Origin of the sequence: Caballeronia sp. ATUFL_F1_KS39 (assembly GCF_023630985.1) — a bacterium.
Taxonomy (GTDB): domain Bacteria; phylum Pseudomonadota; class Gammaproteobacteria; order Burkholderiales; family Burkholderiaceae; genus Caballeronia; species Caballeronia zhejiangensis.
The window spans coordinates 391,060-416,672 of sequence record NZ_JALQDZ010000035.1 but is presented as its reverse complement, the minus strand read 5'-3'; the positions used below and the strand labels follow the sequence as shown (position 1 = coordinate 416,672).

Below are 25,613 nucleotides of genomic sequence, written 5' to 3'. Positions count from 1 at the left end.
TGCGATCACGTCCAGGGAACGTGCACGCGATCGAGATTCCTGTCGAGCTGATACGCCGCGCTGATGAGCGCGAGATGCGTCAGCGCCTGCGGAAAATTGCCGAGCGCCTCGCCGCTCGTCGCCACTTCCTCCGAGAAGAGCCCGAGATGATTCGCGTAGGCGAGCATCTTCTCGAACACGAGCCGGCCTTCGTCGACACGTCCGGCGCGCGCGAGCGCCTCCGCATACCAGAACGAGCACGCGGAGAAGCCGCCCTCGGTGCCGGGCAAGCCATCGAGCGTCGAGCCGCGCGTATAGCGGAAGATCAGCGGATCGACGCGCAACTCGCGGCCGATTGCATCGAGCGTGCCGATCCAGCGCGGATCTTTCGGGCCGATGAAGCGCACGAGCGGCATCATCAATGCAGAGGCGTCGAGCGTGTCGGAGCCGGGCGTCTGCACGAAACTCTCGATGTCGTCGTTCCAGAACTGTTCGTGAATGTCGCGATGGATTTCATCGCGCGTTTCGAACCAGCGCGCAAGCGGCGCGGGCAACGAGCGCTTTTCTGCAAGCCGCAGCGCGCGATCCACCGTCACCCAGCACATCAGACGCGAATGCAGCAATGCGCGCGTGCCGTTGCGGAACTCCCAGATGCCGTTGTCCGGCTCGCGCCAGTGTTCGACGACGTAATCGACTGTGCGCGTCACGTGACGCCAGCCATCGTAGGAGATGGCCGCGCCGTACTTGTTGTAGAGATAGACGGAATCGAGCAGCGCGCCGTAGACATCGAGCTGAACTTGTTCGCGCGCTCCGTTGCCGATCACGATCCGTCCCGGCACTTCGCCGACGAGACTCTTCAGCTCGCTTTCTTCGGGCGCGTCGGCGCCATCGACGGAATACATCACACGCAACTGGCCGTGCGCGCTGCAATCGCGGCTGCGCTCGGCGATCCACTTCATGAAGCGTTCCGCCTCGCCGGTGTAGCCGAGGCGCAGCAGCGCGTAGACGGAGAACGCGGCGTCGCGTATCCACGTGAAGCGATAATCCCAGCGGCGCGAACCGTCCTGCGCCTCGGGCAAGCCGAAGGTCGGCGCGGCGACGATCGCGCCGAATTCTTCCGAACTCAACATCTTCAAGGTCAACGCCGAGCGCAGCACGACTTCGCGATAGCGCCCGCGATACGTCGAACGCGACGACCATTCCTTCCAGTAATCGATGGTCTCGGTGAGGATCGAGTCGTGATTCGCGTCGATGTCGGCGAGCCCTTCGGCCTCGCCGAGCACGAAGCAGGCGCAAGCGCCTTCTTCCAAATTCAGCGTCGCGCATGCGCTCTGGCCGTCGATCGTAAGCGGCACATTCGAGCGCAGCCGCAACGACGGCGCACCGTCGTCGCGCATGAATTCGACGCCCTTCTCCACCGCATGGGCCGTGTGCTTCGCGCGCGCGTAATCGAAGCGCGGATCGCAGCGCACGTCGAGCGTCATGCGTCCGAAGACGAGTCGCACGATGCGCAGCACGCAGTTCGGCAACGCATCGGCGCGCGTCGCGTTCGATGCGACCGGCATCAGGTCGAGCAGCTCGCACACGCCGTCGCCGGTCATGAAACGCGTGAGGAGCACGTTCGTTTCGGGAAGATACATCTGCTTGACGTTCGCGTTGGGCGCGCGCGGCGTGATGGCGAAAGCGCCGCCGCGATCGCCATCGAGCAGCGCGGCGAAGACCGTGGGCGAGTCGATGCGCGGGAAACACATGAAGTCGATCGCGCCGCAAAGCGACACGAGCGCCGCCGTCTTCATGTTGCCGATCATGCCGCGCCCGTCGACGGGCAGCGCGGCCGGTGGAATCTGCTCAGGATGGTGTCCCATCGCGAAGTGCTCCCGACGAGCGTGGAATGACATCGTCGGAGATCGAGCAAGTCATATTCCTGTCGAACGCGACCGCTACGATGCGTGCGACAAACGCTAGACAGTGCGAATCAGCGCGCGGCGGTCCGGTCGCCCGGTGCGGTCTCCGGATGCTTCGGCGCGTCGCCGAAAGCGGCCGCGCTCGCGGCGCCGTCTTGCGCGGCGAGCACGGAAGGCGTCGGCACGGGGGCATCCGCATGACGCGAACGGCCGAAGCTCGCGATATAGACCACAGCCGCCACGGCGACGCCCACCAGAACGGCCGCCACAGCCACGCCCGACGACTTTCGTCTCATTACTCCTCCCTTTCGGATACGATGACCCCGGCTCGCGGCCCGGTCCCGCGTCGATGGTAGCAGCGCGAGGCGTGTCATCTGCGTGGGCCGCCGCGCACTGCCGCAAAAAAATCCCAAACAATCCGAGGACATTCCATGCACGCCGCTACGGCATTCAATCTGGTGCTCGTCTCGTTGATCGCCATCATCGCGCTCGAAGTGCTCGCCAAGCGCGTGCGCCTGCCGCCCGCGGCCGCACTGCTCGTCGGCGGCGTCGCGATGGCGTTCGTGCCGGGCCTGCCGCAATTCGAGCTCGACCCGGAGCTCGTGCTCGTCGTGTTCCTGCCGCCGCTCCTGATGTACGGCGCGTACTTCTTCGTGTGGGACGACTTCAAGCGGAACCTGAGCGGCATTCTGCTGCTCGCGATCGGCGCGGTCGCGTTCACGACGCTCGTCGTCGGCGTCGCGGTACATCTCGTCGTGCCGCAACTTCCCTGGGCCGCGTGCTTCGCGCTCGGCGCGGTCGTCTCGCCGCCCGACGCGGTCGCCGCCAAGGCCGTGCTGGAGCGCGTCGCGCTGCCGCGTCGGCTGATGGTGCTGCTCGAAGGCGAAAGCCTGCTCAACGACGCCGCCGGCCTCGTGCTCTTCCGCTTCGCGCTCGTGGCCGCGATGAGCGGCGTGTTCAGCGCGCCACGCGCCGTCGCGAGCTTCGCGGGGCTGGCGATCGGCGGCATCGTCGTCGGGATCGTCGCGGGCTTCATCGCGGTGAAGCTCATGCGCGCGCTCGAGGACGATTACCTCGTCATCACCACGTCGATGCTGACGTCGTGGGTCAGCTATATCGCGGGCGAGGAGCTCGGCGTATCGAGCGTCATCGCGACGGTCACGTGCGGCATGGTCGTCGGCTGGCATCAGCACGAAGTGTTCACGGCGGCGCAGCGCATGCGCGGCACGGCGTTCTGGCAGGTTGTCGTGTTCGTGCTGGAAGCGCTCGTGTTCGTGCTGATCGGACTGTCGCTGCGCGGCATCGCGGTGCGGCTCGGCGGCGTCGGCGATGCATTCTCTCTCCTCGGACCCGCGACGGCGGCGGTGATCGCGGTCGTGATCCTCTCGCGCTTTGTCTGGGTGTTCGGCGTCGAGGCGATGAAGTGGCTCGCGTGGACTGTCACCGGACGCAAGCGCGCGGACGCCGCAGGCGTTCCCGACTGGCGCGCGGCCACGGTCGTCAGTTGGGCCGGCATGCGCGGCGTAGTGACGCTTGCCGTCGCACTTTCGTTGCCCGAGACGATGCCCGGCCGCGATCTGATTGTGTTTGCCGGCTTCGCGGTGATTCTCGTCACCGTGCTCCTGCAGGGCGCGACGATCGGCCCGCTCATCGCGCTGTTGTCGCTCACGCGCGGTCACGAGCGCTCGTCACGCCATCTCAGCGAGCCGCAGGCGTGGGCGCGCATGGAGACCGCGCAACTGGCGGCGATCCAGCCACTGGTGCACGACGCCGATGGCAATGTGATCCATCCGCGACTGCTCGAGCAATACACGTATCGCGCGGGACTCACGAAGCGCTTCGAGGACATGGAGGAGTTCCCGACGGATGCCCGCCACGCGCACTACGACGTCGTGCTCGCCGCGATTGCCGCCGGGCGCACGGAGTTGCTGCGGATGCATCGCGCGGGGGAAATCCACGACGAGCTTCTGCATTCGCTGGAGCACGACCTCGATCTTCAGGAGATCATCGCGCTTCATGCGCGCGGTTGAGCAGGATCGCGCGCCCATGTTTCGTCGCACTGCATCCACGCATAGGCCGTGACGGTCGCGCGCGCGTTGTTCCTCAGGCGGATGAGCCACTCGCCCGCGGTCGCGCGGCGCACGCCGCTGCGCGTGGCGGTCGGCGCGAGCGCGACGAGGATCATGTGCCCTTCGCCGCGCGCGCCGCGCCCGAGATGCACGACGGTGCACACGGGATCGCCGCCGCGCGTAAACGTGCCGACGTTGCCGAGCCCGATCCATGCACTCGCGACGTCGTCGGGCGGCACGATCTGCACGTCGACGCCAGGCGTTCCATCATCGGTCGACAGCCAGATTTCCGCGAGACTCGGCGATTCGGAATGCGCGCGCACGCGCCAGCGCCACTCCGATTCCGCGCGCTCCGCGAGCGTCGATGCACCGCGACAGCGCGACAAGTCGACATTGCCGGAGGGAAGCACGACCGAGCATGCGCCGCTGTCCATCAGTTCGTCGAGCGCGCATTCGATGAGCGAGCTGCCGTCCTGCTGCCACGCGACATTGCCGATATTCAGACTGACGAGCGCATGACACGCCGCACTGCCGATGTCCTGCGCGCGCTGCACGACATAGCGGACGGCGTCGAGTACTTCCGCATCGGGGCAAGGGCCGAACGCGTCGCGCATCGTGCGATAGCGTCGTTTGAGTTGCACGCCGATCATCGGCAAGGGCGCGTCGCAATCGGCTGTCGATTGCGTGCGCGACGGATCGTACATGCATGCGCCCGCCGCTTCCGCATGAAGGCGCGCGTCGCCCAGAAGCGCGTCCATCTGATGTTTGAGCAGCTCGCTTCCGTAACCGAGCCCGGCTGCGGAGTCGGCGGGATCGTTCTGATTCCAGAAGCATTGAAAGCGCGTGCGCGTTCCGTTTGCATCCTCGGAGAATCGCGGATGCGTGAACGCGATATCTTCATCGCACACGCCGACGATCGCATTGCCCAGCCCTTCGCGCATCGGTGCATGATCGGCAGGCACGCGTTCCGTACGCGCATCGACGTGCGTTGGAATCGCCAGCGCCTCCGTGAAGCGCTCGAACTTGCCCGCGAGATCGGTGTTCAGATGCGCGAAGAATTCGCGCGTCACGTGAGCCGTGCAGAAGCGCGTCGCTTCGAGCCCCGCGGGCGGATCGCGATAGAGCGCCGACATCCAGATCCAGCGTTGCCAGCCGTTACGCTCGATCGTCTGCGCGAACTGCTGCGCGGTCTCGCCGCCCTGCTTCATCTCGATGGCGATGGGAATTCGGCCGCGCGGCATGCCGCCGAGATCGCGATAGCGCGTCGCGTGCGCCCACACGATGTATGGATCGATCCGCGCGATGGGCTCGAACGCTTCGCTCACCGTGCCGATCTCCCAATGCGGGCTCATCTTCGCTCCTGTCGCCTGCATTCCGCCGACGATTGGTCGCCATGGCCGCGACGCGCGCGAATTCGTCGGTTGGTTATTTCGGGAACCGAAAGAATCTAGACGTTCGCTAACGAATAACGTAGTCACTCGGACGACGAGAAGCAAGCGGAATTACGCGCGGGAACGCTCGCCTCGCGCTTGCCCTTCGCGCGCCTTGCAAGCAGGTTCAAACCTTCGACGAATCCCGCGAAGCCCATCGCCGCGTAGATGTAGCCCTTCGGCACGTGCGTGCCGAAACCCTCGGCGATCAGCGTCATCGCGATCACGAGCAGGAACGAGAGCGCGAGCGTCACGACCGTCGGATTGCGTTCGATGAAACGCGACAGCGGTTGCGCGGCGAACAGCATTGTCGCGACGGCGAAGATGACGGCGATAAACATGATCGGCAGATGCTCGGTCATGCCGACCGCCGTAATGATGCTGTCGACGGAAAACACGAGATCGAGCAGCAGGATCTGGCCGATCGCAGCCCACGCCGTCATGCCGCCGACGCTCGACGCGACGCCGGGCACGACATCGTGCTCGCGTCCGACGTGATGACGCATCTCCGTGGTCGCCTTCCAGACGAGGAACAGGCCGCCCGCGAGCAGGATGATGTCGCGCCACGAGAACGCATGATCGAACATGGAGAACACCGGCGTGGTCAGTTGCGCGATCCACGCGACCGTGCCGAGCAGCGCGAGCCGCATGACGAGCGCGAGCATGATGCCGATGCGCTGCGTGCGCGCGCGTTGCGCCACGGGCAGCTTGTTGCTGAGAATGGAAATGAAGACGAGATTGTCGATGCCGAGCACGACTTCCATCACGATCAGCGTGACGAGCGCGGCCCAGACGGCGGGATCGGCGGCGAGCGAAAGGAGATATTCCATGAGTAACAGGGTTTTTGATTGAACGTATCGCGCCATGATCGGCTGAACTCGTACTCGAAAAAATCAGCGATAATCGAAGCCCTACTTCGGTTTTTTCGATGTATCGAAAAGGACGCACGGCACATGCTCAACTATCGTCATCTGCATTATTTCTGGGTTGTCGTGAAGGAAGGCGGGTTCGCGCGCGCAGCGGAACGGCTCGACATGGCGGTTCAAACCATCAGCGCGCAAGTGCGTGAGCTGGAAAAATCGCTCGGGCATCAACTGCTCAAGCCGGAAGGCCGCGGCGTCACGATGACCGAAGCGGGACAGGTGGCCTTCGCGCGTGCGGAGGAAATCTTTCATATCGGGCAGTCGATTCAGGACGAAGTGCGCGAGGCGGCGAGCGGCGCGCTCGCGCGTCTCGCGGTCGGCCTGTCGGATGGCATTTCGAAGCTTGCTGCGCACGCGCTGCTCGCGCCAGTGCTCGGCAATCCGTCGCTGCGTCTTCTGTGTCACGAAGGCGAGACCGACGAACTGCTCGGCGAACTGGCGCTGCATCGGCTCGATCTCGTGCTCGCGAGCCACCCCGCGCCGCACAATCACAATCTGCGTCTCACGAGCGAGCGGCTGATCGCCTCGCCGGTCGACTGGTACGGGCCGGCTTCGATCGTGCGCAAGAGCGCGATCGATCGTTTCCCTGAAAGTCTCGCGTCGCTGCCCATTCTTTTGCCGACCGGCCATTCGTCGCTGCGGGCAAGGCTCGATCGATGGCTGGAGGCGCAAGGCATCGCGCCGCGCATCGTCGGCGAATTCGAGGACAGTGCGCTGATGGCCGTGTTCGGCGCGCGCGGCCTCGGGGTGTTTCCGCTCGCGGAATTCGGCGCGGGCGATGCGCCGCTGTTGCGCGGACTGCGCTGGCTCGGCCGCTCGCCGGACGTGAAAGAGGAAGTGCACGCGATCGTGTCGCGGCGCGGACGGCATCATCCGTTGACTCAGCAGGTGCTTGCGCGAGCCACGAGCTAACTTCGGTTTTTTCGAAGCTCACGTTCCGTTCAATCTGCTTTTTCGGATCGCGACCGGCCTTTACGCTGAATCCATGTTCAACGAGGAGGCGTCAATGAAAGTCCTGTTCAAGTCCCGCGACCCCGAAGCCATTGCGATGCACGAGCTTGCGAAAGCGCGCAGCGAATTCGTCTTTCGCCGTCTCGCGTGGCTGATCTCGAAGGCGACCGTCAGCTTGTCGGACATCAACGGGCCGCGCGGCGGCGTCGACAAGCGCTGTCAGGTGGAAGTGCAGTTGAATCGGGAAAACAAGGTCGTCGCGACGTCGATTGCGCGCGACTGGCGCGGAGCCATCGATCTGGCGCTGGGGCGCGCCGTGCGCTCGCTGGTGCGCCGGCGTCAGCACGTCAAGCCGACGCGCCGCGTGCGTGCGCGCAGCCTCGCCTGGCATTTCGCGGAGGAGCCGGCGCTGCAGGAAGCAGTCGATCCCCGCGTGCGCCTGATGAGAAAGATGGCCGGCGCGTAAGCCGCGATCACGCGGGTTTGCGGATCAGGAGCGGCGTGCGCGGCGCCGCATGTTCGATGGCTTCGAAGCCGCCTTCCGGCACCGAATCCATCGACATGAACAGCGCCCGCATCTCGGTGCTCAGGCCGTGAAAGTGACAGAGGAACGTGTTCCGGTCCGCGTAATACCAGGGCGTGTTCAGTTCGCGAAAGCTCACGAGTTCGGGCGAATCCATCTCGGGACACAGACCGTGCGCGATCAGTTGCTCCATGAACACATACTGGTCGCCCTGACTCGAAAACGTGTACTGGATGTCCTCGATCTCGCGCACCTTCGCCAGCACGGCGTCGAGCACGTTCGTATTCGCCTCGGTGTTGCGAAAGCCCATTACGCCCGAATTGAAACGCCAGCCGCAGATGTCCGCGGTCAGCACGCGTTCGCGCCCTTCGGTGAACTTCTCCAGTTTCACGCTCCGGTTCATCGCGATGATGTCCGCGTCCATCCAGAAAACCCATTCGTGCTGCGGCAGGTACTTGCTGAGAAGAAAAGGCTTGGCCCAGTTGCCGCACGCATCGCGGCCGAAATCGGCCGGCACTTCGCGATGCACGTAAAGCGTATAACCGTGCTGCTCGCAGTACGCACGCAGACTCGCTTCGCCGAAGCGCGCATAGCTCGCGATGTTGGGCGTATAGAGCATCACGACCGCGATCGGACGTCCCGGCTGATACACCGAAAGCGGCTCGTTCGAATCGCTCGACATCGGCGCTGCATCGTCGAAAAAGCGAAGATCGCCTGACGCGTGACACGCGCTCACATGCCGCGCGAACACCGCGCGCCACAGCGGCCCGTACTTGCTGTAAAGGCGCGGCGTGTAGACGATCGACACCGCGACGACTTCGCGGCCACGAATATCCGGATGCTGGCTCGCCCACATCGAAGCGATCGGCACCACGCCGTTCAGGTCGTCCCAGTCGGGCACGGTCGGCAGGGCTTCGAGCAGTTCCTCTTCCGTGACGAACTTGCCGTATTCGAAGTATTTGCGGCATTGCGCGGCGAAGCCACGAATCATGCGCCGGTTCTCTTCATTGTTTCGCAGCACGAACATCTCGGTGTTAATGCCGAAATGCCCTTTCGTGACCAGGACGTCGCGGTCCGCCATGATCGGCTCGAAGTCGTGAAAGCGGAGGAACAACGCGTTTTCCGTGGCGAAAATGACGAGTTCGCCCTCTTCGGCCTCCCGCAGTACGTCGTTCAGCAACTGGTATTTGTAGAGCGTGCGCAATTCGAGCGAATCGACGCAGCCGGATATCGGCTCGAAACGATGCTTCGCGTTCGCGCGCCGGCAATATTCGATGTGATTGTCGAGCGATGATGTCGCGTTGCGATCGGAGAAACAGCTAACCAGAGTCACCATGGCGGTTCAACAGTCGGAAGACGGAAAGCGAGCAGATACGGACGACCCGCCCGGATGGAACATCCGAGCTTATCCGGCCCGTCTCGTGGATTTGTAAATTATTGCGTCAAATCAGCGGATTGCCCCTAGGAATAGGCCGATTCTCAGCATTTCTTGAGACGGGTCGACGGCGCGGTCAGCGATGCTATTGCGCGTGTTCTTGTTATTGCGTGTGTTCTTGTTATTGCGCGTGTTCTTGTTATTGCGCGTGTTCTTGTCAATCCGCAGTAGCTGCTCGCGGCGGCGTTCGTGTGCGCGACGTCGAGTCTCGCGTCGTTCGGACATCTCGCGGGGAAACCGGCGCTCGCGTGGCTGTCGCTGAGTGCGCTCTTTGTGACGGGCACCGGCACGGGCGGCGCGATGCTCGGCGCGCCCTGGTTGCCGCCGCGCATTTTCGAAGCGGTAGCCGGGCCGGTCGCGATCGCTGCGGTCAGCGTGTGCGCGCTCGTGGTGTATCGCGCGCGGCATCCGGCGACGCCGGACGGCGCCGCGGCGGCGACTTCGGGCGAGCCGCGCACGAGCGGCGCCTGAGCGACGGCATCAGCCCGACACCGCGACGCGCGGCGCGCGCATCGCGGATGCGCCGTCGAGTTCCGCCTTGCCGCATTCGAACGCGAAGTTCGCGGCGGCCTGCGCCGTCGCAAACGCGCGCATCGGCCCGATCGCGCGCCGCACGCCGCCCGGCCGCTCGATCAGAAGCGTCGCGACGAATTCTCCAGCCCGATGCTGGACGATGACCGAAAGCTCACAGCCTCGATATTCGATTGGGGTGGAGTCCATCGCTGACCTCGTTTGCCTGAATGCACTGGGAGAACTCAATCTACGCAAGGTCCGCGAAACGCGTAACCCCGCGTGTGAGTGGCTGCGAACGCATGCCGAGCGATTGTTCCGCGCAAACGTTTCACCTTACCGTCGGTGGAAATAGGAATTAGTCAGAATTTTGCGGGAGTTTTCCTAAGTCTGTATCCTGCATCGAAACAGACCGCACGAAAGTTGCCGGAACCTTCCGAATCCGACCTCGCCGATGACAAGAACCCAGAACGAACGACATTGCAGAACGGCCCTTCGCGCGATCGCTTTCGCGCTACTCGGCATTGCGAGCAGCGCGGCTCACTCGCAGGAATTTTCGTTTCTGGCTGGCGCACTCCAGAGCAGCAGCCAGAACACGTATTCGTGGGAAGCGAATTATCGTGAAGGGCTCGGGCCTTACGCTGCCTGGAGCTTTTCCTGGCTCAACGAGGGCCATATTCCCGATCATCACCGTGACGGGCAGGCGCTGCAGTTATGGGGACGCCTGCCGCTATGGAACGAGCGGCTGGAATTGTCGGCGGGCGCCGGGCCGTATCGCTATTTCGATACGAGCGAGGCGCAGTCGGGCGGCGAATACTCGAACACGCACGGCTGGGGCGCGATGTTCACGCTGCGCGCGGCGTATTACTTCGACAACCGCTGGATCGCGGAGATGAAGCTCAATCGCGTGCAGGCATTCGGCGGTCCCGACACGACCGCGCTGCTCTTCGGCATCGGCTATCAGCTCGACGCGCCCGAAGGACGCGGACCGCGCGCGCGCCCCGTGTCGCGCACGACCAACGTCACCAACAACGAAGTCACGGTGATGCTCGGCACGACGATCCTCAACAGTCCCGACTCGGAAACGAATCTGGCGGAGAGCATCGAATATCGGCGCGGATTGTGGCGCTACTTCGACTTCACCGCGTCGTATCTGCACGAAGGCGGCCACGTCCAGTCGCGCCGCGACGGCGTTGCCGCGCAACTCTGGGCGACGCGCGCGTTCCTGAATGACAAGCTGACGCTCGGCGTCGGCGCGGGGCCGTATCTGTCGATTACGCAGAACGACGATCTGGCGCAGAACCGCACCGGCGACGGACGCTTCTCCGGTCTCGTATCGGTGTCGGCGAGTTACCGCTTCTCGGATCGATGGCTCGCGCGCGTGACGTGGAATCGCATGGTCACGCGTTACGACCGCGATGCGGACATCATCGAAGCGGGTTTCGGCGTGCGTTTCTAGACTCGGAACTCAGAACAGCTCTTTCTGACCGGACATCAGCGCGGTGAAATCGTCGCGCAGGAAAGGCAGAATGCCGTCCGCGACCGGCTGAAGCTGCTTGCTGACGTAGTGCTCGTAGTCGATCGGCGCGTGGCGCGCTTCCACCGGTTCGGGACCGGCCGCCGTCATCACATAGCTGATCCAGCCGCCGTTCTGATATTGCAGCGGGCGTCCGGCACGCGCGTTGTACTCATCGGCGATGCGCGCGGCGCGCACATGCGGCGGCACATTGCGCTGATAGTCGCCGAGCGTGCGGCGCAGGCGCTTGCGATAGACGAGCAGTTCGTCCAGCTCGCCGCGCCGCGTGCGTCCGACGTACTCGCGCACGTAGTCCGCGTATGCCTCACCCTTGAATACGCGCAGGTAAAGCTCCTGCTGGAAGCGTTGCGCGAGCGGCGTCCAGTCGGTGCGCACCGTTTCGAGCCCTTTGTAGATGATTTCCTCGGTGCCGTCGGCGCGCGTCGTGAGGCCGGCGTAGCGCTTCTTGCTGCCCTCTTCCGTGCCGCGGATCGTCGGCATCAGAAAACGCGTGAAATGCGTTTCGAACTGCAATTCGAGCGCGCTGTCGAGCCCGAAGGTCTCGCGCAAATGCTCGCGCCAGTATTCGTTGACATGCGCGACGAGCGCGCGGCCGATGCGCCCCGCGTCTTCCTCGCTGCGCGCGCGCCTCAGCCAGACGAAAGTGGAATCCGTATCGCCGTAGATGACGCCGTAGCCGCGCGCTTCGATCAGCTCGCGCGTGCGATGCATGATTTCGTGACCGCGCATGGTGATCGACGACGCGAGACGCGGATCGAAAAAGCGGCAGCCGCTCGATCCGAGCACGCCGTAGAACGAATTCATGATGATCTTCAGCGCCTGCGACAGCGGCTTGTTGCGCTGACGCTTCGCCGCTTCGCGCGCTTCCCACACTTGCGCGACGATCGCGGGCAGACAGTGCGTGTCGCGTGAAAATCGCGCGCCGCGAAAGCCGGGGACCGTGGCGGTCTCGTCGGAAGCCGCCATGCCTTGCGCGAGCCCGGCCGGATCGATCAGAAACGTGCGGATGATCGACGGATACAGGCTCTTGTAATCGAGCACGAGCACGGAATCGTAGAGACCGGGACGCGAATCCATGACGAAGCCGCCGGGACTGGCTTCCTCGGGCACGTCGCCGAGATTCGGCGCGACATAGCCGAGCCGATGCATCCGCGGCATATACAGATGCGTGAACGCCGCGACCGATCCGCCGCTGCGATCCGCCTGCAAACCGGTGACGGTCGCGCGCTCCAGCAAAAACGGCAGCAGTTCGGTCTTGTCGAAAACTTTCGTGACGAGTTCACAGTCGCTCAGGTTGTAACGCGCGAGCGCGAGCTTGTCTTCCTGAAAGCGCCGCTCGATCTCGTCCATGCGCGCGTACGGACTGTCGATGGCCTTGCCCTCGCCCAACAGCGATTGCGCGACGTACTCCAGGCTGAACGACGGAAAATTCCACGTCGCCGAACGCAGCGCCTCGATGCCGTCGATGACGAGCCTGCCCGCGATCGACACGAACCAGTGATTGCGCTTCATGCCGTGCTCGCGCCATTCGACCGTGCCGCCGTCGCGGCCGAGCGTAAGCGGCACGCCGTAGTCGTCGGCGTGCCGCTGGAGGATGCGCAAGTCGAACTGCACGACATTCCAGCCGATGATCGCGTCCGGATCGTGATGCGCGATCCACGCGTTGAAGCGGCGCAACATGTCGGCGCGGGTGTCGCAATAGTCGAGCGCGAAATCCGCTGGCTCGGCGGCGCCGGTCGGCGGTCCGAGCATGTACACCTGACGCGCGCCGCAGCCTTCGAGCGCGATCGAATAGAGATCGCCCTTCACGCTCGTTTCGATATCGAGCGACACGACGCTCAGCGACGGCCGGTAATCCGGCGCGGGCTTCAGTTCGCTGCAAATGTAACCGTCGCGCGGCGCGCCTTCGAACGACACCGGCGCCGTGATAAAGCGCTCCATCAGATAGCGCTCGTGCGGACGGATATCGGCCTCGAAGACATTGACGCCGGCGCTTCTCAGGTTCTTTTCGAGCGCGAGTAACTGACGATACTGCGGGCAGTAAAGCCCGAGCACCGGCTTTTGACGGAAGTCCTTGAGCGGCAGCTCGCGCAGGTACGTGTCGCGCACGCCGGCGACGACAGGCTCCGCCTTCGCGCAATCTTCGGCGCGAATGAACGCGACGCTCGTCTGCGTCGCGATGCGGATCTTTCTCGGGCCGTCGTCGGTCGCGAGCCAGAAATCGACTTCCGTCCCTGCCGCGGTGTCGCGCCAGTGACGAGTCAGCAGAAAACCCTGTTGTGCGGTAGCCAAGCCGTTATCTTCGAGAGCGCGTGCCATCGAAGCATTTTACTGGGCGGCAAAACAAAAAAGCCCGGCACGCCAATCGGCGCCGGGCTATCGATTCGGGAAAACGGGCGGGAAGTAAAACGCGGTAGCGGCGAGCCGGACATCCACCATCCTCGCGGACAGTCCCCGGAAGGAAAGCCGGCGGCCGCTACCGCCTAAGCAGCCTGTGCGACCAGGCTAGCTCGTTGCGGCTGTAACGCCGCTACTGCCGCTACGTTAGCGAGTACCGTGTGCTCCGCATGCTCCGGCACTTCGTTCTTCGACATCACTACCTCCAGCGCGGCTTCTTTGCTGGCCTGTTTCGCGGCCGCCGCTTTCTTGGTCTTCCCCGCGCGTGACGGCGGCTGGCAGGCCCCGCACACCACGTTGTTCTGCAAATCATGTTTGTGTGCGACAAACTTCCCGGTGCAGCGGCAGCAAGCCGTCATCTGCAGCATGCCCGCGTCGAAGAAGCGCACAAGAGTCCAGGCCCGCGTAAGATCGAGTACCGCCTCGGCGCCGCTATGGTTGCAGTGCTCGAGATACAGCCGATACCCCTTGGTCAACGCATCGAGATGCGAACAGCCGGCTTCGTTCTTCAGGAACGTATAGGTGTTATAGAAAAGCGATGCGTGGATATTGGCGAGCCACGTCATGTACCAGTCGGCCGAGAACGGCAGCATGCCCTTCGGCGGCGACACGCCCTTCACTTCGCGATACAGGCGGATCATGCGATCGCGCGAGAGCGTGAGTTCGCTCTCCAGCACTTGCATGCGCGCGCCGAGCTCGATCAGCGCGATGGCGCGGAACACTTCCTGGGCGTCTTCAGTGAGGCTCTTCTTCAGCATGGCTCGCTCCGTCATCACTTAAGCGAACTGTTCGGCCGGCTGGCCAGCCAGCAGGATTGCCGCGTGCGTCGGCGCGATGTCCGCGTTCTTCGCGGGCTGCACCAAGGCCGACAGCATCGTGTGATCGTTGAAGCGGAATGCGCAAAGCAGGTTATCCGACGACGCGAGCTTGACGACCTGTGCGAGCGTGAGGCCCGACAGCAGATCGGCGAGTTCCGCCGACAGACCGAGCCGGAACATGCCGATGGCGCGGTCTTCGCGCAGCAGACGCTGCGCGAGCATGATGTACGACAAATTGATTTCCCGGATCGATTCCAGCGTTTCGCGACCGTTCATGGTTGCAACTTCCAGTAAATCCCCGATTTCCCGCCGGCTTTTTGCCGATGTCTTTTTTGTGCCTCACCGGACGCGTTCTGCCCGGCTACGTACTGCGTAATCTTTGTTTCAGTGCGTTACATCTTGTAACAACCACTGTGAGACGGATTCTAAGAACAGTCTGAACCTAACGCAAGAGTGTCTCAATAATATTTTGTTGCAAACAACACTTTAGGTCGGTAATTTTTTCGGTCTGGAGAATTTGACCGATTCTTTGATCCGGTGCGTATTTGTCTAACGTTTGCGAGGTCCGCCCGGCGCGGCTTCGTTTTTATCTTGATAATCGCCTTCCGCGCCATATAACGGGCATTTACGGGATTCCGTTGACGCCAAGACCCAGCTTTTATTCGCCATTCATCGGACGTGAAAGAGCAAAAAAATGCCGCGAAATCGGCGATTACCGATCCGCGGCAGGTTAGGTAATAGTTACTTGGTCGCAGTAACAGAGTTGTTACTGCCAGAAACATGGCCTTGTTACCGGCTTTGTAACGCCGTGGCGTTACTTTTGCGGGATGCCTTTGCGCCAGGCGCCCCAATGTGTAACAACCTCCTGTATGAATGGATTGCCCGTTCGATACAGGTTTTCGATGGCCGGCGCAAAGCCGCCCTGATCGGCGTAATTGAGCAGATTGTCCGAAGCGGCTTGCCCTTCGTACGGCCGGTCGAAGTCCGATCCGGCGCGCAGCACCGCCACGCGCGACAGATCCACCCGTTTCACGCTCGCCGCGCGCTTGAGCGCCTCGTACGTCGCGTTGTCTTCCTGCTGCGTCGTGCAATAGACACCGCGCCCGTCGGTCAGGAGGCGCGTCCACTCCCTCGCCCGCTCGCCGATATATTTGCCGGACCACCACGTATCGCCGGCGAGCGTGTCGCACTGGATCACGCGCGGCGGCTGGTTGGCCGGCGCGTAGTTGAATTTCGCGCGCGCGACTTTCGCCTGATCGCTGTCCGAGAGCGTGACGTTGCGCGAGATCGCGAAGGCCGCATCCGCAAGCGATGCATTGAGCGCGAACGCCTCCGTCCGATAGTCGAGCGGCGGTTTCTCGTACGGACTTTTCGTGTTGATGCCGAGGAAACCCGAAGGCCAGTCGGCGGGCTTCTCGCGCGCGTCGAGTTCCCATTGAATGCCGAAATCGACGAGATACTTCGCCCAGGCTGCCGAGCCGACCGTGCCCTGCTTCGGATCGATACCGGCGATGCCCGCGACGAGAAAATACGTGTGCCGCAGATTGAAGCGGTCGGAGAATGCCAGCGCCATCATCGACGCGGCCGCGTTGGTGTGACCCATGCCCGTCGTGATGACGCAGACATCGTCGCGATTGCAATTGACCTCGGGATAATCCGGCGACAGTCCCGGCACCTTGATCGCCTGCCACGGACCGAGCTTGTCGAGCCAGACCTGGCCTTCGGGGCCGAACATCGTGACGATCATCACTTTGACGTGGCGGCCGCCTTCGGGGCCGCTGTCATCGGATGGCTGGGCGAACGCGCAACCTGTCAGGGTCGCGAGGCCGGCGGCGAACAGTGACGCACAGGCGGTTTTTCTGAGCTTTATCGATCGTGACGCGCGGAGTTTTCTCATGGCGAGCGGATCCTCGTAAGGGTTCGACCTTCGAAAGAAGACCACGCCCGGCCAGGGCGCGGTCAACCCGCACGATTATAGGAGCGCTAACCGAAAACTCAGGTGCCGCTTTGCGATGACCGCGGCGGCGGCGCGTTCGACGCGACGTTCGCCGAACCCGCCGCCTCGCCCGTCGGATGCTGCGCGGCCTTCGACGGCTCGCCGCGCTGATCCGCGCCCGCCTCGTCCGCGTCCTGAACGCCTTCCGGGCCGCCTTCCTGATTGCCGCCGTTCACGATCACGAAGTTGCGCTGCGGATTCGCGATCTCGATGCCGCGCGCCGTGAACTCGTTGAGAATGCGCCGGTTGAACTCGCGCTGCACCGGCCAGCGCGCGCTGTCGCGGCACTGGATCTGGCCGGCGAGCGTGACGGTCGAGCCGTCGACGGCATCGACGCCCCAGAAACTGAAGTCGGAGAGAATGCCGTCGCGGAACGCTTCGTCGTCACGCAAGGCGGCGCCGATTTCCTTCAGCGTCGAAATGGCGAGATCGACGTCCTGACCGAGTGCGATCGAGACGCGCACCGCTGCATTGCCGATGCCGCGATTCGTGTTGTTCACCGTCGAGACCGAACTGAACGGCACCGTGTAGAGCGAGCCGTCGCCGCCGCGCAAGCGCACCGTGCGAATCGACAGATATTCGACCGTGCCCGACACGCCCGCGAGCGTCACCCAGTCGCCGACCTGCATCGCGTTTTCCATCAGCAGGAAGATGCCTGTGATGAGATCCTGCACGAGCTTCTGCGAGCCGAAGCCGAGCGCCACGCCGAAGATGCTCGCACTCGCGAGCAAAGGCGCGGTGTTCACGCCGAGTTCCGAAAGGCCCGTCAGCACGACGACCATCGCGATCACGATGAAAAGGCCGGTACGCATCATCGGCAGCAGCGTGCGCAGGCGCGCGGCGCGCAGACGCTCGCCGCTCGCGGTCCATTGTTCGAGCCGCCGTTCGACGACGATGTTCGCCGCTTCCCACACGAGCACGGCGAACACGGCCGCGATCACGATGGTGACGAGCGCCGACGCGAGCCGGTTGCCGACGCCGCCCGACGTGAAGAAATGCACGATATCGACGTGCCACACCTGCAGCAGCGCGACCACGGTGATGACGGAAATCAGCGCCTGCACGATGCGCCGCAGCGCCGGGTAATAGCGATACGCGCGACGCCGCGCGATCGACTCGCCGGCGAGATCCTCTTCGTCGTTCTGATGGAAAACGCGGCCGAGCGCGCCGAACGCGACGATCGCGAGCACGCGCGCGCCGACCAGCACGAGCAAGGACACGCCGCCGAGATGAAACAGCGTGCGGTAGCCGTTCTGCACGTCGAGCGCCCACACGAACCACAGCGCGATCACGAAGAAGATCGCGACGCCCGCCCAGATATCGGCGAACCACGCGCCGACCAATCTCACCGAGCGGTTTGAACGCGCGCGCTGCCGGATGCGCTCCGCCACCGAATTGCGGCTCTGGAAGATCACGAATGCGATCATCAGATGCACGATCAGCAGCGTGACCTTCAGCACCGCGATGCGCGCATCGCCCGACAGGCCGATCGGTTCGCCGGCATTGGCGAGCGCGATGCCCGCGCCCGCGGTGCACACGATGCGCCGCACCCAGCGATGCGTGTACGCGGCGGCGGCATCGCGCATCTGGATGAGGCGCAGTCCGGGCGCACGCGGCGCGACGAAAAAGCCGCTCACGATCACGACGGCGCGGCACGCCAGATAGACGTCGATGAGCGAGCCCGCGACGCGCGCCTCGGCCGTGTTGTCGTCGATGAAGATCGACATCAGCAACGTCACCACGCCGATGAACACGATCAGCGGAACCAGCGACAGCAAGCCGTACAGGAGCGCGCTCGGCAGGCGCTGCAACAGCGTCCAGTGACGCGCGGCGTGACGCTGGCCGCGCGCGGTGTCCGCCTTGCGCTCGGCGAGATGCATCGCGGTGGCGTCGCCGGTTTGCGCGGCGGCGTCTTCCGCGCGCTCGGCGGCGTGCTGTTCGCGCACGAGGTCGGGATCCTGCTCCTCAGCATCGGCGACGCCGCGTGCCGCGATCCGGGCGCGCGGGCGCTTCAGCAGGCGCAAGCACAAGAATTCGAGCAGCAACGCGGGAATCAGCGAGGCCAGCACGGTCCACATGACATGGCCGATGAGCGCGCGCCCCGCGTCGCTCGACGTACGGTCGCGCCACCACGAAATCACGGAGCCGAAATCGAGCAGCGCGACGGTCGAATGCCGCAGCCCCGCGCCGATCTCGACGAGCCAGTGCCCCGCCTGCCGCGACAATTGCGACGCGAGCCCATTCGCGGTCAACGAATGCGCGAGCACGCCCGATGCGCCCGATGCCGGCGCCGCGGACGATGCCGCCTGCGGCGCGCTCGCGGGCGCGGCCAGCGCGCCTGCCGCGGCGATCGCGCGCAACGTATCCGCGACTTGCGAACGGCGCGCGGGATCGTTGAGCACGGCAAGCGCATCGCGCGCCTGCTGCGGCGTCAGCGCGACCGCCGGCTGCGACGCGTGCTGCGGGGAAGCGGCTGCGGCAAAGGAGGACTGGGAAAAGATCGGGAGAACGCTCGCCACGGCGACGAGCAGCACTGCAAGGAGCAATTTGCGCATGGGTCGGATGAAGATCACAGAATTTCAGGGACTCGATGCGGACGACGCGCACGCCATATGCTAGCGCGATGACGTCCGCGCGGCAGGAGCGGTCCCGGACGACCCTGAAAGCCGTAGCACGCCGCGCTCCTGGCCTGCCCTCGCCTCAGGCGGCCGTCGGCTCGCCGCGATCGCGTGCTACGTCGGGTTCGAAGAACACCCAGCGCACTTGCGGAAAGGCGCGCTGCAGATCGTCTTCGATGATGTTGATCGCATCGATCATCGCGCGGCCGCTGGCGTAATCGATCATTTCGGCCTGCACTGCCACCACGACGTGCTTGCCCCATTGCAGCGTAATGAGGCTGATGATGCGCGTGATTTCCGGGCGCGTGCGCAAGTGCGCGTCGATCGCCTTGCGTACTTCCGGGCTCGCCGATTCGCCGACGATCATCGACTTCACTTCACGCGCAACGAGAAACGCGATGATCATCAGCAGCACGCCGACGCCGATCGAGCCGGCGGCGTCGTAGGCCGGGTTGCCGGTGAGCATCGTCATGAGCACGGCGGCGAACGCGATCGCAAGGCCGAGCAGCGCCGCGACGTCCTCGCCGGCGACGACGAGCAATTCCGATTCGCGCGTTTCGCGAAACCATCGCCATAAGGTTTTGTTCGGCGCGCCCTTGCGAATTTCGCGGATCGCGCCCGCGAGCGAAAAGGCTTCGAGCACGACGGAGATGCCGAGAATCACGAGCGCGACGATCGGGTTCGACAACGGCTCGTGATGCATCAACCGATGCGCGCCCTCGTACACCGAGAACGCTCCGCCGACGAAGAACAGCAGCAGCGCGACGATGAGCGCGTAGAAATAGATTTCGCGCCCCGAGCCGAGCGGATGCAGCGCGTTCGCGGGCGCCTGCGCGCGCTTCAGGCCAAAGAGCAGCAACAGTTGGTTGCCGCAATCGGCCGTGGAATGGATGGCTTCGGCGAACATCGCGCCCGAGCCGGTGAAGGCAGCCGCCCCGAACTTGCAGACGGCGATGCCGAAATTCGCGGCGAGCGCGTAGAAAATGGCTTTCGGGGATTCTTCCTTCATGCGTTTCGAGTTTGTTTAGCTGACGTCGACGTGGCCCCGGCCGTCCACCATTTCGCCGATGATCGTCGCGTCGTGAAAGCCGTCCGCGCGGAAGATCGCGAGCACGTCGTTCACGGCATGCGGGGCGCACGACACGAGCAGGCCGCCCGAGGTCTGCGGATCGGTCAGCAAGGCGCGGGCCTCCTCACCTTCCTTGCCTTCGACGTTCAACGAGATGTCGTCGCCATACGCGCTCCAGTTGCGTCCCGACGCGCCCGTGTAGATGCCCGCGCGCACGAATTCGCGCACCTGCGGCAGCCACGGCAGATCGGCGTAACGGATGCGCGCCGTCAGTTGCGCGCCGCGCGCGAGTTCGAGCGTGTGACCGAGCAGGCCGAAACCGGTGACATCGGTGAGCGCGTGCACGCCGTCGAGTTGCGCCAGTTCCGCGCCGGGACGATTGAGCTTGGTGGTCGCGTCGATCATCGCCCTGTAGCCCGCCGCGTCGAGCTTGTCCTTCTTCAGCGCCGCCGACAGCACGCCGACGCCGAGCGGCTTGCCGAGCACGAGCACGTCGCCCGGGCGCGCGGCCGCGTTGCGCTTCACGCGCGACGGATGCACGATGCCGAGCGCCGCAAGCCCGTAGATCGGCTCGACGGAATCGATCGAATGGCCGCCCGCCACCGGAATGCCCGCTTCCGCGCACACCGCTTCGCCGCCCTTCAGCACTTGCGCGATGACTTCATGCGGCAGCACGTTGATCGGCATGCCGACGAGCGCGAGCGCGAGAATCGGCTTGCCGCCCATCGCGTAGACGTCGGAGAGCGCGTTGGTCGCGGCGATGCGGCCGAAGTCGAATGGATCGTCGACGATCGGCATGAAGAAGTCCGTCGTCGCGACGATCGCCTGCTCGTCGTTGAGCTTGTAGACGGCGGCATCGTCGGCGGTGTCGTTGCCGACCAGAAGATTCGGGAACGCGGGCAGCGGCGTCGCGCGTTTGAGCAGGTCGGCGAGCACGCCGGGCGCGATCTTGCAGCCGCAGCCGCCGCCGTGGGACAGGCTCGTGAGCCGGGGGGAAGTCGTGTCGGTCATAGTGGAAATCGGTTGAGGCGAATGTCTGCGTATTATCGCCGGATGCGCGTGAAGAGGCCGGGATAGTCGATCACGAGGCCGTCTTCGTCGACGGTGATATCCGCCGTGAAGCCCGTGTCGAGCCCTTCGTAACGATAGCGACAATCCGGCTCGATGCACGTATAAGCCTGCTCCACCGCGCTCACGCCGAGCTCGGGCACGCGCACATAGGCGACGCGAATCACGCGCCGTTCGCCGCGTTCGAGTTTCAGGCGGCGGATGGGCAGCGTGTTGGTGAAAGGCGTCGCGGTGATGTCCACGTCGATACAGCCGCGCAGCGCCTCGAGCGGCTCGCCGTTCGCATCGGTCCATGCGTGCGCGTCGCCGTTGTCGCCGTCCCTGCGATGCAGATCGAGCGATGCGCCGCCCGCGAGCTTCAGCGCGAGCCGCGTCACTTGCCAGCGCGCATCGCATTCGATGCGATACACGAGACCGAAGGCACGCGCTTCGTCTTCGCCCACGACCGCGCTTTCGATCACGATGCCATCGCGCGTCTCATCGAGAACGAGATGCTCGAGCCCTGAGCCGTCTTGTTGCGACCATCGCACCGCTTTCATTGGGCACCTCGTTCGCGTGTTTATCGGCATCAAAGGATACATCGCTGCGGGCGAGGCTTTCGATCGGCATTCGACCTGCGCGAATCGCTCGACGTCACAAAACGTCACACGGTATACTTCGCGCCATTCCTGCGCAGGCGCGCGCACCGCACGTTCAGCGCCATTCACGCGATCCGTGCTCCGGCGATCCGCGCTCTGCCCGAACATCTCCGAACGCCCTTTTCATCGCCCATCGCATGAAGAACATTCTTGCTCCCGCCCTGGCCGCGCTCGCTTTGTCGGCGTCGATGTTTCAGCTCGTCCAGGCGCAGGAAACGCCGGACGTGCCCGAGGATTATTCGTATCTGACGAGGCTTCACGTACCGGATGCCGTCGCGCAATGTGTCGCCGCATTCGATCGCTGGGTGGAGAACGCGCCGAAGTACGACACGCTCATCGTGCCCGACCGCCGCGTGCTCTCCGCGAAGATCGACGACGATACTACGATCTTCAGTGTCGGCAACCCGATTCCGGTCGATCAGGTCATCGTGATGCGCGCGTTCGCGAAGGCGCGCGGCAAGGAGCAATGGACGCGCGTAGATAGCCGCTGCGGCGTGCGCGCCGGACATGTGGTCGGCGTATCGCTCACGCCGAACATGAAGCCGAAGATCGTCCGCTAAAGTCTTTCAGCGCTTGGCCGCGCGGCGCTGGTCCGTGCGCCCGCCGAGCCATTTGACGACCTGCGGCCCGAACGTGCGCGGCGCTTTCGCATGCATGCGCCCGGCGAGATCCGCCAGCCGATCCGCCGCGAGCGCTTCACGCATGCGCTTTTCGGCGTTCTTCATCACCGCGTGAACCGCGCATACGCCGCTCGTCGCCCAAGGCGGCGCGTCGTCGCCGAACACGGCGCAGCGCGCGCGAATCTCCCTGCATTCGAAGAGAGGCTTGTCGCCGTCGATTGCGTCGACGACATCGAGCACGCTGATTTCCTTCGACGGACGCGCGAGCGCGAAACCTCCGCGCGCCCCTTCCGTCGCGACGACGAGTCCCGCCTTGTGCAGCTTCGTGAAGAGCTTCGCGACGTATTCCGCAGGCACGCCCTGCAATTCCGCCAGATCGCGCACGCTCGCCTCGCGCACGCCGTGTGGCGGCTCCGCGAGATACAGCATGCAGTGCAGCGCGTACTCGACGCCCGTGCTGATGTGAGACATGTTCACTCCGACATTTCGAATCGGAGTTCAGAATAGCGCGTCCTGCATCGCCGTACAACGGCGCACGACGGAGCTTGTAGACGCCCGTCGCGAATATTTCAGATTACACGTTTGCTTACAAACGAACACGGCTTGTCATTTTGCGAACCGCTAAATTGGTCTCCATGGATTCACACGGAGAAACCCATGAAGAAACTAGCGATCCTTGCAGCGTTGAGCGTGTTGTTGGGTAGCGCGCTATCGGGCTGCATCGTCGTGCCGGACGGTGGCGGTTATCACCATCATCACGATTACTACCGTTGATAAGCCGGTCCTGAACCACACGCCAAAGTTGGGCCGAACTGCGACCAATCGACTCGCGGTTTCACCACCAGGCAAACGACCAAGGAGCACACATCATGAACAAGACGAAGAAAAGCCTGTTGATCGCTTCCCTTGCCGCCGCGCTGGGCATGGGTCTCGCAAACGCGGCGTCGGCGGACGTCCATCACGGTCCCACGCATCGCGTGACGGTCGGCTGGCATGGCGAGCGCTACTGGGACGGTCATCGTTACTGGCAGCGTCAGGAATGGGAACGCCATCATCACCATGTCGCGCCGCCTCCGCCGCATCGCTATCGATAAGCACGATCGCGCATGAGAAAGGCCGCAACGATCACGCATCGTTGCGGCCTTTTTATGGATTCCCGGCTCACCAGTTCTTCGGATCGCCGCCCAGCTCCTTGCAGGTGTCATAGGCGATTGCCTGCAGCTTTTCCTCGCCGATCTGCCCCGAAAGCGCATAGCCGACGCGATTCCACGCCCAATAGAACGTGGTGCGTTGTCCGTCCTTCAGCGTGCGGATCTTGCTGTCGTTGCGCCTGATCGTGGCGGTCGTCATGTAGAGCGTGAGGCGCTCGCCCGCCGCGTTCTGATACATGAACTGCGCGGCCGGACCCTCTTCGTCCGGCAACAGGCGTCCGCCGACGAGCTGAAATCCGTACTCGGCCAGCGACGGAATCGTCACCGCGCGATTCAGCCGTTTCGAGAGCCAGGTGACGAGATGATCTTGCTGCGACGCCGCCACTTCCACCGCGTGCCGCTGCTCGGGCGCGTACACGGCATACGCGATATCCGCGCGTTCCGCGAAGCGCGGCTTGTCGCCGAGCGCGGGAAGGAGCATCTGCAACAGGAATCCGCACGCGACCCCGACGGCCATGAAGCCTGCCGCGATCAGATAACGCTCGCGCGAGCGCGGCCGCAGACGCACGATCTGCGGCTCGCTCTGATCGGCGAAGAGCGCGCGCAACGCATTGTCCTGCGCACGATACGCGGCGACGGTCGCCTCGCTCGCGGGATCGCCCGCGACGCGTTCGGCCACGGCATCGCGCTCATTGCCGGGAAGTTCGTCGTCGATAAAGGCGGACAGCGCCTGCAGATCGCGATCGGGTTTGGGCGGCCCCATACGGTCGCCGCCTTCGGATGGACGGTCTTGATTGGTCATGAGCGGCTCACCACTTTCAGCGACGAAGGCGACGCCTTGCGGCCCGATTCCTCGCCGAGCAGAACGCGCATGTGCTCCCGCGCTCTCGACAAGCGCGACATCACGGTTCCGGTCGGCACATTCAACACCACGGACGCCTCCTGATAACTCATTTCCTCGACACACACGAGCAGCATCACTTCGCGCTGCTCGACCGGCAGACAGTACAGCGCACGCTGCACGTCGCGCAGCACGAGGCCGTCGACTTCCCCGCGCGGCGCGGCCATCTGCCGCCAGGGCGCGCTTTCGTCGTCGACGGCGATATCGCGGCGACCGCGCAACTGGTCGATATACAGATTGCGCATGATCGTGAACAGCCACGCGCGCAAATTCGTGCCCGCATGAAACGACCGGGCGCGATTGAGCGCGCGCTCGGTCGCGTCCTGCACGAGATCGTCGGCCCAGGCGCGATCGCCCGTCAGCGCGCGCGCGTAGCGGCGCAACTGCGGCAGATGCGCGAGAAGATCGCTCTCGAAGCTCAAAACCGTGCGTCCTCTTGCGTGCGGGGCGAGCCGGAGGCGTTCGCCATCAGTAGCTGCCTCCGCCGGCAGGTCCGCTCGGCGCGCCAGAAGAAGGCGGCGCACTTTGCGTACCGCTCGCGCAGCCCGCTGTGCCGAGCGCGAGCCCGAGCGCGATCAGGAGCGCCGTCACGCCGATCGATCGTTTCATGGTCGTTACCTGTTGATTGAAAGACTGGCGGACTCGCCGATTTATTCCGCGAGCCCGCATCGATGCGAAGGCGCTCAGGGCTTCACGACGTGCCAGACATCGCGGAAATTGTCCCCGTTCTTGTCGCCGGGCTTCGTGTCCTTCGCGAAGCGATAGACGCGCTTGCCGTCATAGGCCCACTGTTTGCCGCCGTCGGCGGATTCCATGGTCCATTTCCCGCTCGGCTTGTCGGAGTCGCTCGCCATCGCGGCGGGCCAGGCCTGCGCACAGCCGCCGCTGCACGCGCTCGGGCCGCCTTTCGTGTCCTTGTCGAAGGTGTAGAGCGTCATGCCGTTTTCATCGACGAACATGCCGTTCGATTCTTTCGGCGCCGCAGCATGCGCGGACGACGCGAGCGAAGCAAAAGCGGTAGCGACGGTTGCGGCAGCGACGAACATCTGGATACGCTTCTTCATTTCATCTTCCTT

26 protein-coding genes are annotated in these 25,613 nt (G+C 64.1%); 7 read left to right on the top strand and 19 right to left on the bottom strand.

What is annotated here, in order from left to right; genetic code table 11:
* Positions 1–5: 5 nt before the first annotated feature.
* Both NCR93_RS17105 and NCR93_RS17100 read right to left on the bottom strand, forming a co-directional pair.
* Complete coding sequence (locus NCR93_RS17105; protein ID WP_175979338.1) at positions 6–1,844, bottom strand: glycoside hydrolase family 15 protein; 1,839 nt, start codon at positions 1,842–1,844, stop codon at positions 6–8.
* Positions 1,845–1,954: 110 nt separating this feature from the next.
* Positions 1,955–2,179, bottom strand: coding sequence for a hypothetical protein (locus tag NCR93_RS17100; RefSeq protein WP_008353357.1), 225 nt, complete (start codon positions 2,177–2,179; stop codon positions 1,955–1,957).
* 135 nt (positions 2,180–2,314) lie between these two features.
* Between NCR93_RS17100 and NCR93_RS17095 the strand changes: the two genes are divergently transcribed.
* The gene (locus NCR93_RS17095) at positions 2,315–3,913 is read left to right on the top strand and encodes a Na+/H+ antiporter (RefSeq protein ID WP_175979337.1); all 1,599 of its coding nucleotides are present in this window, start codon (positions 2,315–2,317) and stop codon (positions 3,911–3,913) included.
* On the opposite strand, the gene NCR93_RS17090 is transcribed toward NCR93_RS17095, so the two are convergent.
* Together NCR93_RS17090 and NCR93_RS17085 are read right to left on the bottom strand one after the other, a co-directional pair.
* Positions 3,898–5,304: a S8/S53 family peptidase gene (locus NCR93_RS17090; protein ID WP_175979336.1), complete on the bottom strand. Its 1,407-nt coding sequence runs from the start codon at positions 5,302–5,304 to the stop codon at positions 3,898–3,900. The genes NCR93_RS17095 and NCR93_RS17090 overlap by 16 nt on opposite strands.
* A 122-nt stretch (positions 5,305–5,426) precedes the next feature.
* Complete coding sequence (locus tag NCR93_RS17085; RefSeq protein ID WP_008353360.1) at positions 5,427–6,212, bottom strand: TerC family protein; 786 nt, start codon at positions 6,210–6,212, stop codon at positions 5,427–5,429.
* Positions 6,213–6,335: 123 nt separating this feature from the next.
* Between NCR93_RS17085 and NCR93_RS17080 the strand changes: the two genes are divergently transcribed.
* Positions 6,336–7,217, top strand: a complete 882-nt coding sequence (locus tag NCR93_RS17080; protein WP_008353361.1) for a LysR family transcriptional regulator — start codon at positions 6,336–6,338, stop codon at positions 7,215–7,217.
* 94 nt (positions 7,218–7,311) lie between these two features.
* Positions 7,312–7,722, top strand: coding sequence for an HPF/RaiA family ribosome-associated protein (locus tag NCR93_RS17075; protein WP_008353363.1), 411 nt, complete (start codon positions 7,312–7,314; stop codon positions 7,720–7,722).
* A 7-nt stretch (positions 7,723–7,729) separates the two neighbouring features.
* Here the strand turns inward: NCR93_RS17075 and NCR93_RS17070 are convergent, their stop codons facing one another.
* Complete coding sequence (locus NCR93_RS17070; RefSeq protein ID WP_008353366.1) at positions 7,730–9,115, bottom strand: glycosyltransferase family protein; 1,386 nt, start codon at positions 9,113–9,115, stop codon at positions 7,730–7,732.
* 288 nt (positions 9,116–9,403) lie between these two features.
* Between NCR93_RS17070 and NCR93_RS17065 the strand changes: the two genes are divergently transcribed.
* Entirely contained in the window at positions 9,404–9,685 is a 282-nt protein-coding gene (locus NCR93_RS17065; protein WP_175979335.1) for a hypothetical protein, read from the top strand.
* Between the two features lie 9 nt (positions 9,686–9,694).
* Here NCR93_RS17065 and NCR93_RS17060 read toward each other — a convergent pair whose 3' ends face one another.
* Complete coding sequence (locus NCR93_RS17060) at positions 9,695–9,934, bottom strand: hypothetical protein (protein WP_008353367.1); 240 nt, start codon at positions 9,932–9,934, stop codon at positions 9,695–9,697.
* A 244-nt stretch (positions 9,935–10,178) separates the two neighbouring features.
* Between NCR93_RS17060 and NCR93_RS17055 the strand changes: the two genes are divergently transcribed.
* Entirely contained in the window at positions 10,179–11,183 is a 1,005-nt protein-coding gene (locus tag NCR93_RS17055) for a hypothetical protein (RefSeq protein WP_008353368.1), read from the top strand.
* 9 nt (positions 11,184–11,192) lie between these two features.
* Here NCR93_RS17055 and NCR93_RS17050 read toward each other — a convergent pair whose 3' ends face one another.
* The 8 genes from NCR93_RS17050 to NCR93_RS17015 form a co-directional block, all read right to left on the bottom strand.
* Positions 11,193–13,580, bottom strand: a complete 2,388-nt coding sequence (locus tag NCR93_RS17050; RefSeq protein ID WP_175979334.1) for a DNA polymerase II — start codon at positions 13,578–13,580, stop codon at positions 11,193–11,195.
* 164 nt (positions 13,581–13,744) lie between these two features.
* Entirely contained in the window at positions 13,745–14,416 is a 672-nt protein-coding gene (flhC, locus tag NCR93_RS17045; protein ID WP_008353370.1) for a flagellar transcriptional regulator FlhC, read from the bottom strand.
* A gap of 18 nt (positions 14,417–14,434) precedes the next feature.
* Positions 14,435–14,752 carry a flagellar transcriptional regulator FlhD gene (flhD, locus tag NCR93_RS17040; RefSeq protein WP_008353371.1) on the bottom strand — a complete coding sequence of 106 codons (318 nt, stop codon included), beginning with the start codon at positions 14,750–14,752 and terminating at the stop codon, positions 14,435–14,437.
* 538 nt (positions 14,753–15,290) lie between these two features.
* Entirely contained in the window at positions 15,291–16,373 is a 1,083-nt protein-coding gene (locus NCR93_RS17035) for a purine-nucleoside phosphorylase (protein WP_033536139.1), read from the bottom strand.
* Between the two features lie 98 nt (positions 16,374–16,471).
* Entirely contained in the window at positions 16,472–19,027 is a 2,556-nt protein-coding gene (locus tag NCR93_RS17030) for a mechanosensitive ion channel domain-containing protein (RefSeq protein ID WP_175979333.1), read from the bottom strand.
* A gap of 145 nt (positions 19,028–19,172) precedes the next feature.
* Positions 19,173–20,099, bottom strand: coding sequence for a cation diffusion facilitator family transporter (locus NCR93_RS17025; protein ID WP_175979332.1), 927 nt, complete (start codon positions 20,097–20,099; stop codon positions 19,173–19,175).
* Between the two features lie 15 nt (positions 20,100–20,114).
* Positions 20,115–21,170, bottom strand: a complete 1,056-nt coding sequence (selD, locus tag NCR93_RS17020) for a selenide, water dikinase SelD (protein ID WP_175979331.1) — start codon at positions 21,168–21,170, stop codon at positions 20,115–20,117.
* A gap of 32 nt (positions 21,171–21,202) precedes the next feature.
* Entirely contained in the window at positions 21,203–21,766 is a 564-nt protein-coding gene (locus NCR93_RS17015) for a putative glycolipid-binding domain-containing protein (protein ID WP_175979330.1), read from the bottom strand.
* 236 nt (positions 21,767–22,002) lie between these two features.
* Here NCR93_RS17015 and NCR93_RS17010 point away from each other — a divergent pair, with 236 nt between their 5' ends.
* Positions 22,003–22,425 carry a BspC domain-containing protein gene (locus tag NCR93_RS17010; protein WP_008353380.1) on the top strand — a complete coding sequence of 141 codons (423 nt, stop codon included), beginning with the start codon at positions 22,003–22,005 and terminating at the stop codon, positions 22,423–22,425.
* A 6-nt stretch (positions 22,426–22,431) separates the two neighbouring features.
* On the opposite strand, the gene NCR93_RS17005 is transcribed toward NCR93_RS17010, so the two are convergent.
* Complete coding sequence (locus tag NCR93_RS17005) at positions 22,432–22,956, bottom strand: RrF2 family transcriptional regulator (RefSeq protein WP_175979329.1); 525 nt, start codon at positions 22,954–22,956, stop codon at positions 22,432–22,434.
* Positions 22,957–23,354: 398 nt separating this feature from the next.
* Between NCR93_RS17005 and NCR93_RS17000 the strand changes: the two genes are divergently transcribed.
* Entirely contained in the window at positions 23,355–23,579 is a 225-nt protein-coding gene (locus NCR93_RS17000) for a hypothetical protein (protein WP_008353384.1), read from the top strand.
* A 67-nt stretch (positions 23,580–23,646) separates the two neighbouring features.
* On the opposite strand, the gene NCR93_RS16995 is transcribed toward NCR93_RS17000, so the two are convergent.
* The 4 genes from NCR93_RS16995 to NCR93_RS16980 all read right to left on the bottom strand — a co-directional run bounded on the left by NCR93_RS16995 (position 23,647) and on the right by NCR93_RS16980 (position 25,601).
* Positions 23,647–24,438 carry an anti-sigma factor family protein gene (locus NCR93_RS16995; RefSeq protein WP_175979328.1) on the bottom strand — a complete coding sequence of 264 codons (792 nt, stop codon included), beginning with the start codon at positions 24,436–24,438 and terminating at the stop codon, positions 23,647–23,649.
* The gene (locus NCR93_RS16990; RefSeq protein WP_008353386.1) at positions 24,435–24,959 is read right to left on the bottom strand and encodes an RNA polymerase sigma factor; all 525 of its coding nucleotides are present in this window, start codon (positions 24,957–24,959) and stop codon (positions 24,435–24,437) included. Before NCR93_RS16990 ends, NCR93_RS16995 begins: the two co-directional genes overlap by 4 nt.
* A gap of 46 nt (positions 24,960–25,005) precedes the next feature.
* Entirely contained in the window at positions 25,006–25,146 is a 141-nt protein-coding gene (locus NCR93_RS16985; protein ID WP_160172887.1) for a hypothetical protein, read from the bottom strand.
* 74 nt (positions 25,147–25,220) lie between these two features.
* Positions 25,221–25,601 (bottom strand): COG4315 family predicted lipoprotein, encoded by a 381-nt coding sequence (locus NCR93_RS16980; protein WP_033536167.1) that lies wholly within the window; start codon positions 25,599–25,601, stop codon positions 25,221–25,223.
* Positions 25,602–25,613: the final 12 nt, after the last annotated feature.

What these genes read in the sequence shown, in the direction of transcription:
- NCR93_RS17105 (WP_175979338.1), bottom strand. Translation starts at nt 1,844, where the DNA reads ATGGGACACCATCCTGAGCAGATTCCACCGGCCGCGCTGCCCGTCGAC.
- NCR93_RS17100 (WP_008353357.1), bottom strand. Translation starts at nt 2,179, where the DNA reads ATGAGACGAAAGTCGTCGGGCGTGGCTGTGGCGGCCGTTCTGGTGGGC.
- NCR93_RS17095 (WP_175979337.1), top strand. Translation starts at nt 2,315, where the DNA reads ATGCACGCCGCTACGGCATTCAATCTGGTGCTCGTCTCGTTGATCGCC.
- NCR93_RS17090 (WP_175979336.1), bottom strand. Translation starts at nt 5,304, where the DNA reads ATGAGCCCGCATTGGGAGATCGGCACGGTGAGCGAAGCGTTCGAGCCC.
- NCR93_RS17085 (WP_008353360.1), bottom strand. Translation starts at nt 6,212, where the DNA reads ATGGAATATCTCCTTTCGCTCGCCGCCGATCCCGCCGTCTGGGCCGCG.
- NCR93_RS17080 (WP_008353361.1), top strand. Translation starts at nt 6,336, where the DNA reads ATGCTCAACTATCGTCATCTGCATTATTTCTGGGTTGTCGTGAAGGAA.
- NCR93_RS17075 (WP_008353363.1), top strand. Translation starts at nt 7,312, where the DNA reads ATGAAAGTCCTGTTCAAGTCCCGCGACCCCGAAGCCATTGCGATGCAC.
- NCR93_RS17070 (WP_008353366.1), bottom strand. Translation starts at nt 9,115, where the DNA reads ATGGTGACTCTGGTTAGCTGTTTCTCCGATCGCAACGCGACATCATCG.
- NCR93_RS17060 (WP_008353367.1), bottom strand. Translation starts at nt 9,934, where the DNA reads ATGGACTCCACCCCAATCGAATATCGAGGCTGTGAGCTTTCGGTCATC.
- NCR93_RS17055 (WP_008353368.1), top strand. Translation starts at nt 10,179, where the DNA reads ATGACAAGAACCCAGAACGAACGACATTGCAGAACGGCCCTTCGCGCG.
- NCR93_RS17050 (WP_175979334.1), bottom strand. Translation starts at nt 13,580, where the DNA reads ATGGCACGCGCTCTCGAAGATAACGGCTTGGCTACCGCACAACAGGGT.
- flhC (WP_008353370.1), bottom strand. Translation starts at nt 14,416, where the DNA reads ATGCTGAAGAAGAGCCTCACTGAAGACGCCCAGGAAGTGTTCCGCGCC.
- flhD (WP_008353371.1), bottom strand. Translation starts at nt 14,752, where the DNA reads ATGAACGGTCGCGAAACGCTGGAATCGATCCGGGAAATCAATTTGTCG.
- NCR93_RS17035 (WP_033536139.1), bottom strand. Translation starts at nt 16,373, where the DNA reads ATGAGAAAACTCCGCGCGTCACGATCGATAAAGCTCAGAAAAACCGCC.
- NCR93_RS17030 (WP_175979333.1), bottom strand. Translation starts at nt 19,027, where the DNA reads ATGCGCAAATTGCTCCTTGCAGTGCTGCTCGTCGCCGTGGCGAGCGTT.
- NCR93_RS17025 (WP_175979332.1), bottom strand. Translation starts at nt 20,099, where the DNA reads ATGAAGGAAGAATCCCCGAAAGCCATTTTCTACGCGCTCGCCGCGAAT.
- selD (WP_175979331.1), bottom strand. Translation starts at nt 21,170, where the DNA reads ATGACCGACACGACTTCCCCCCGGCTCACGAGCCTGTCCCACGGCGGC.
- NCR93_RS17015 (WP_175979330.1), bottom strand. Translation starts at nt 21,766, where the DNA reads ATGAAAGCGGTGCGATGGTCGCAACAAGACGGCTCAGGGCTCGAGCAT.
- NCR93_RS17010 (WP_008353380.1), top strand. Translation starts at nt 22,003, where the DNA reads ATGAAGAACATTCTTGCTCCCGCCCTGGCCGCGCTCGCTTTGTCGGCG.
- NCR93_RS17005 (WP_175979329.1), bottom strand. Translation starts at nt 22,956, where the DNA reads ATGTCTCACATCAGCACGGGCGTCGAGTACGCGCTGCACTGCATGCTG.
- NCR93_RS17000 (WP_008353384.1), top strand. Translation starts at nt 23,355, where the DNA reads ATGAACAAGACGAAGAAAAGCCTGTTGATCGCTTCCCTTGCCGCCGCG.
- NCR93_RS16995 (WP_175979328.1), bottom strand. Translation starts at nt 24,438, where the DNA reads ATGACCAATCAAGACCGTCCATCCGAAGGCGGCGACCGTATGGGGCCG.
- NCR93_RS16985 (WP_160172887.1), bottom strand. Translation starts at nt 25,146, where the DNA reads ATGAAACGATCGATCGGCGTGACGGCGCTCCTGATCGCGCTCGGGCTC.
- NCR93_RS16980 (WP_033536167.1), bottom strand. Translation starts at nt 25,601, where the DNA reads ATGAAGAAGCGTATCCAGATGTTCGTCGCTGCCGCAACCGTCGCTACC.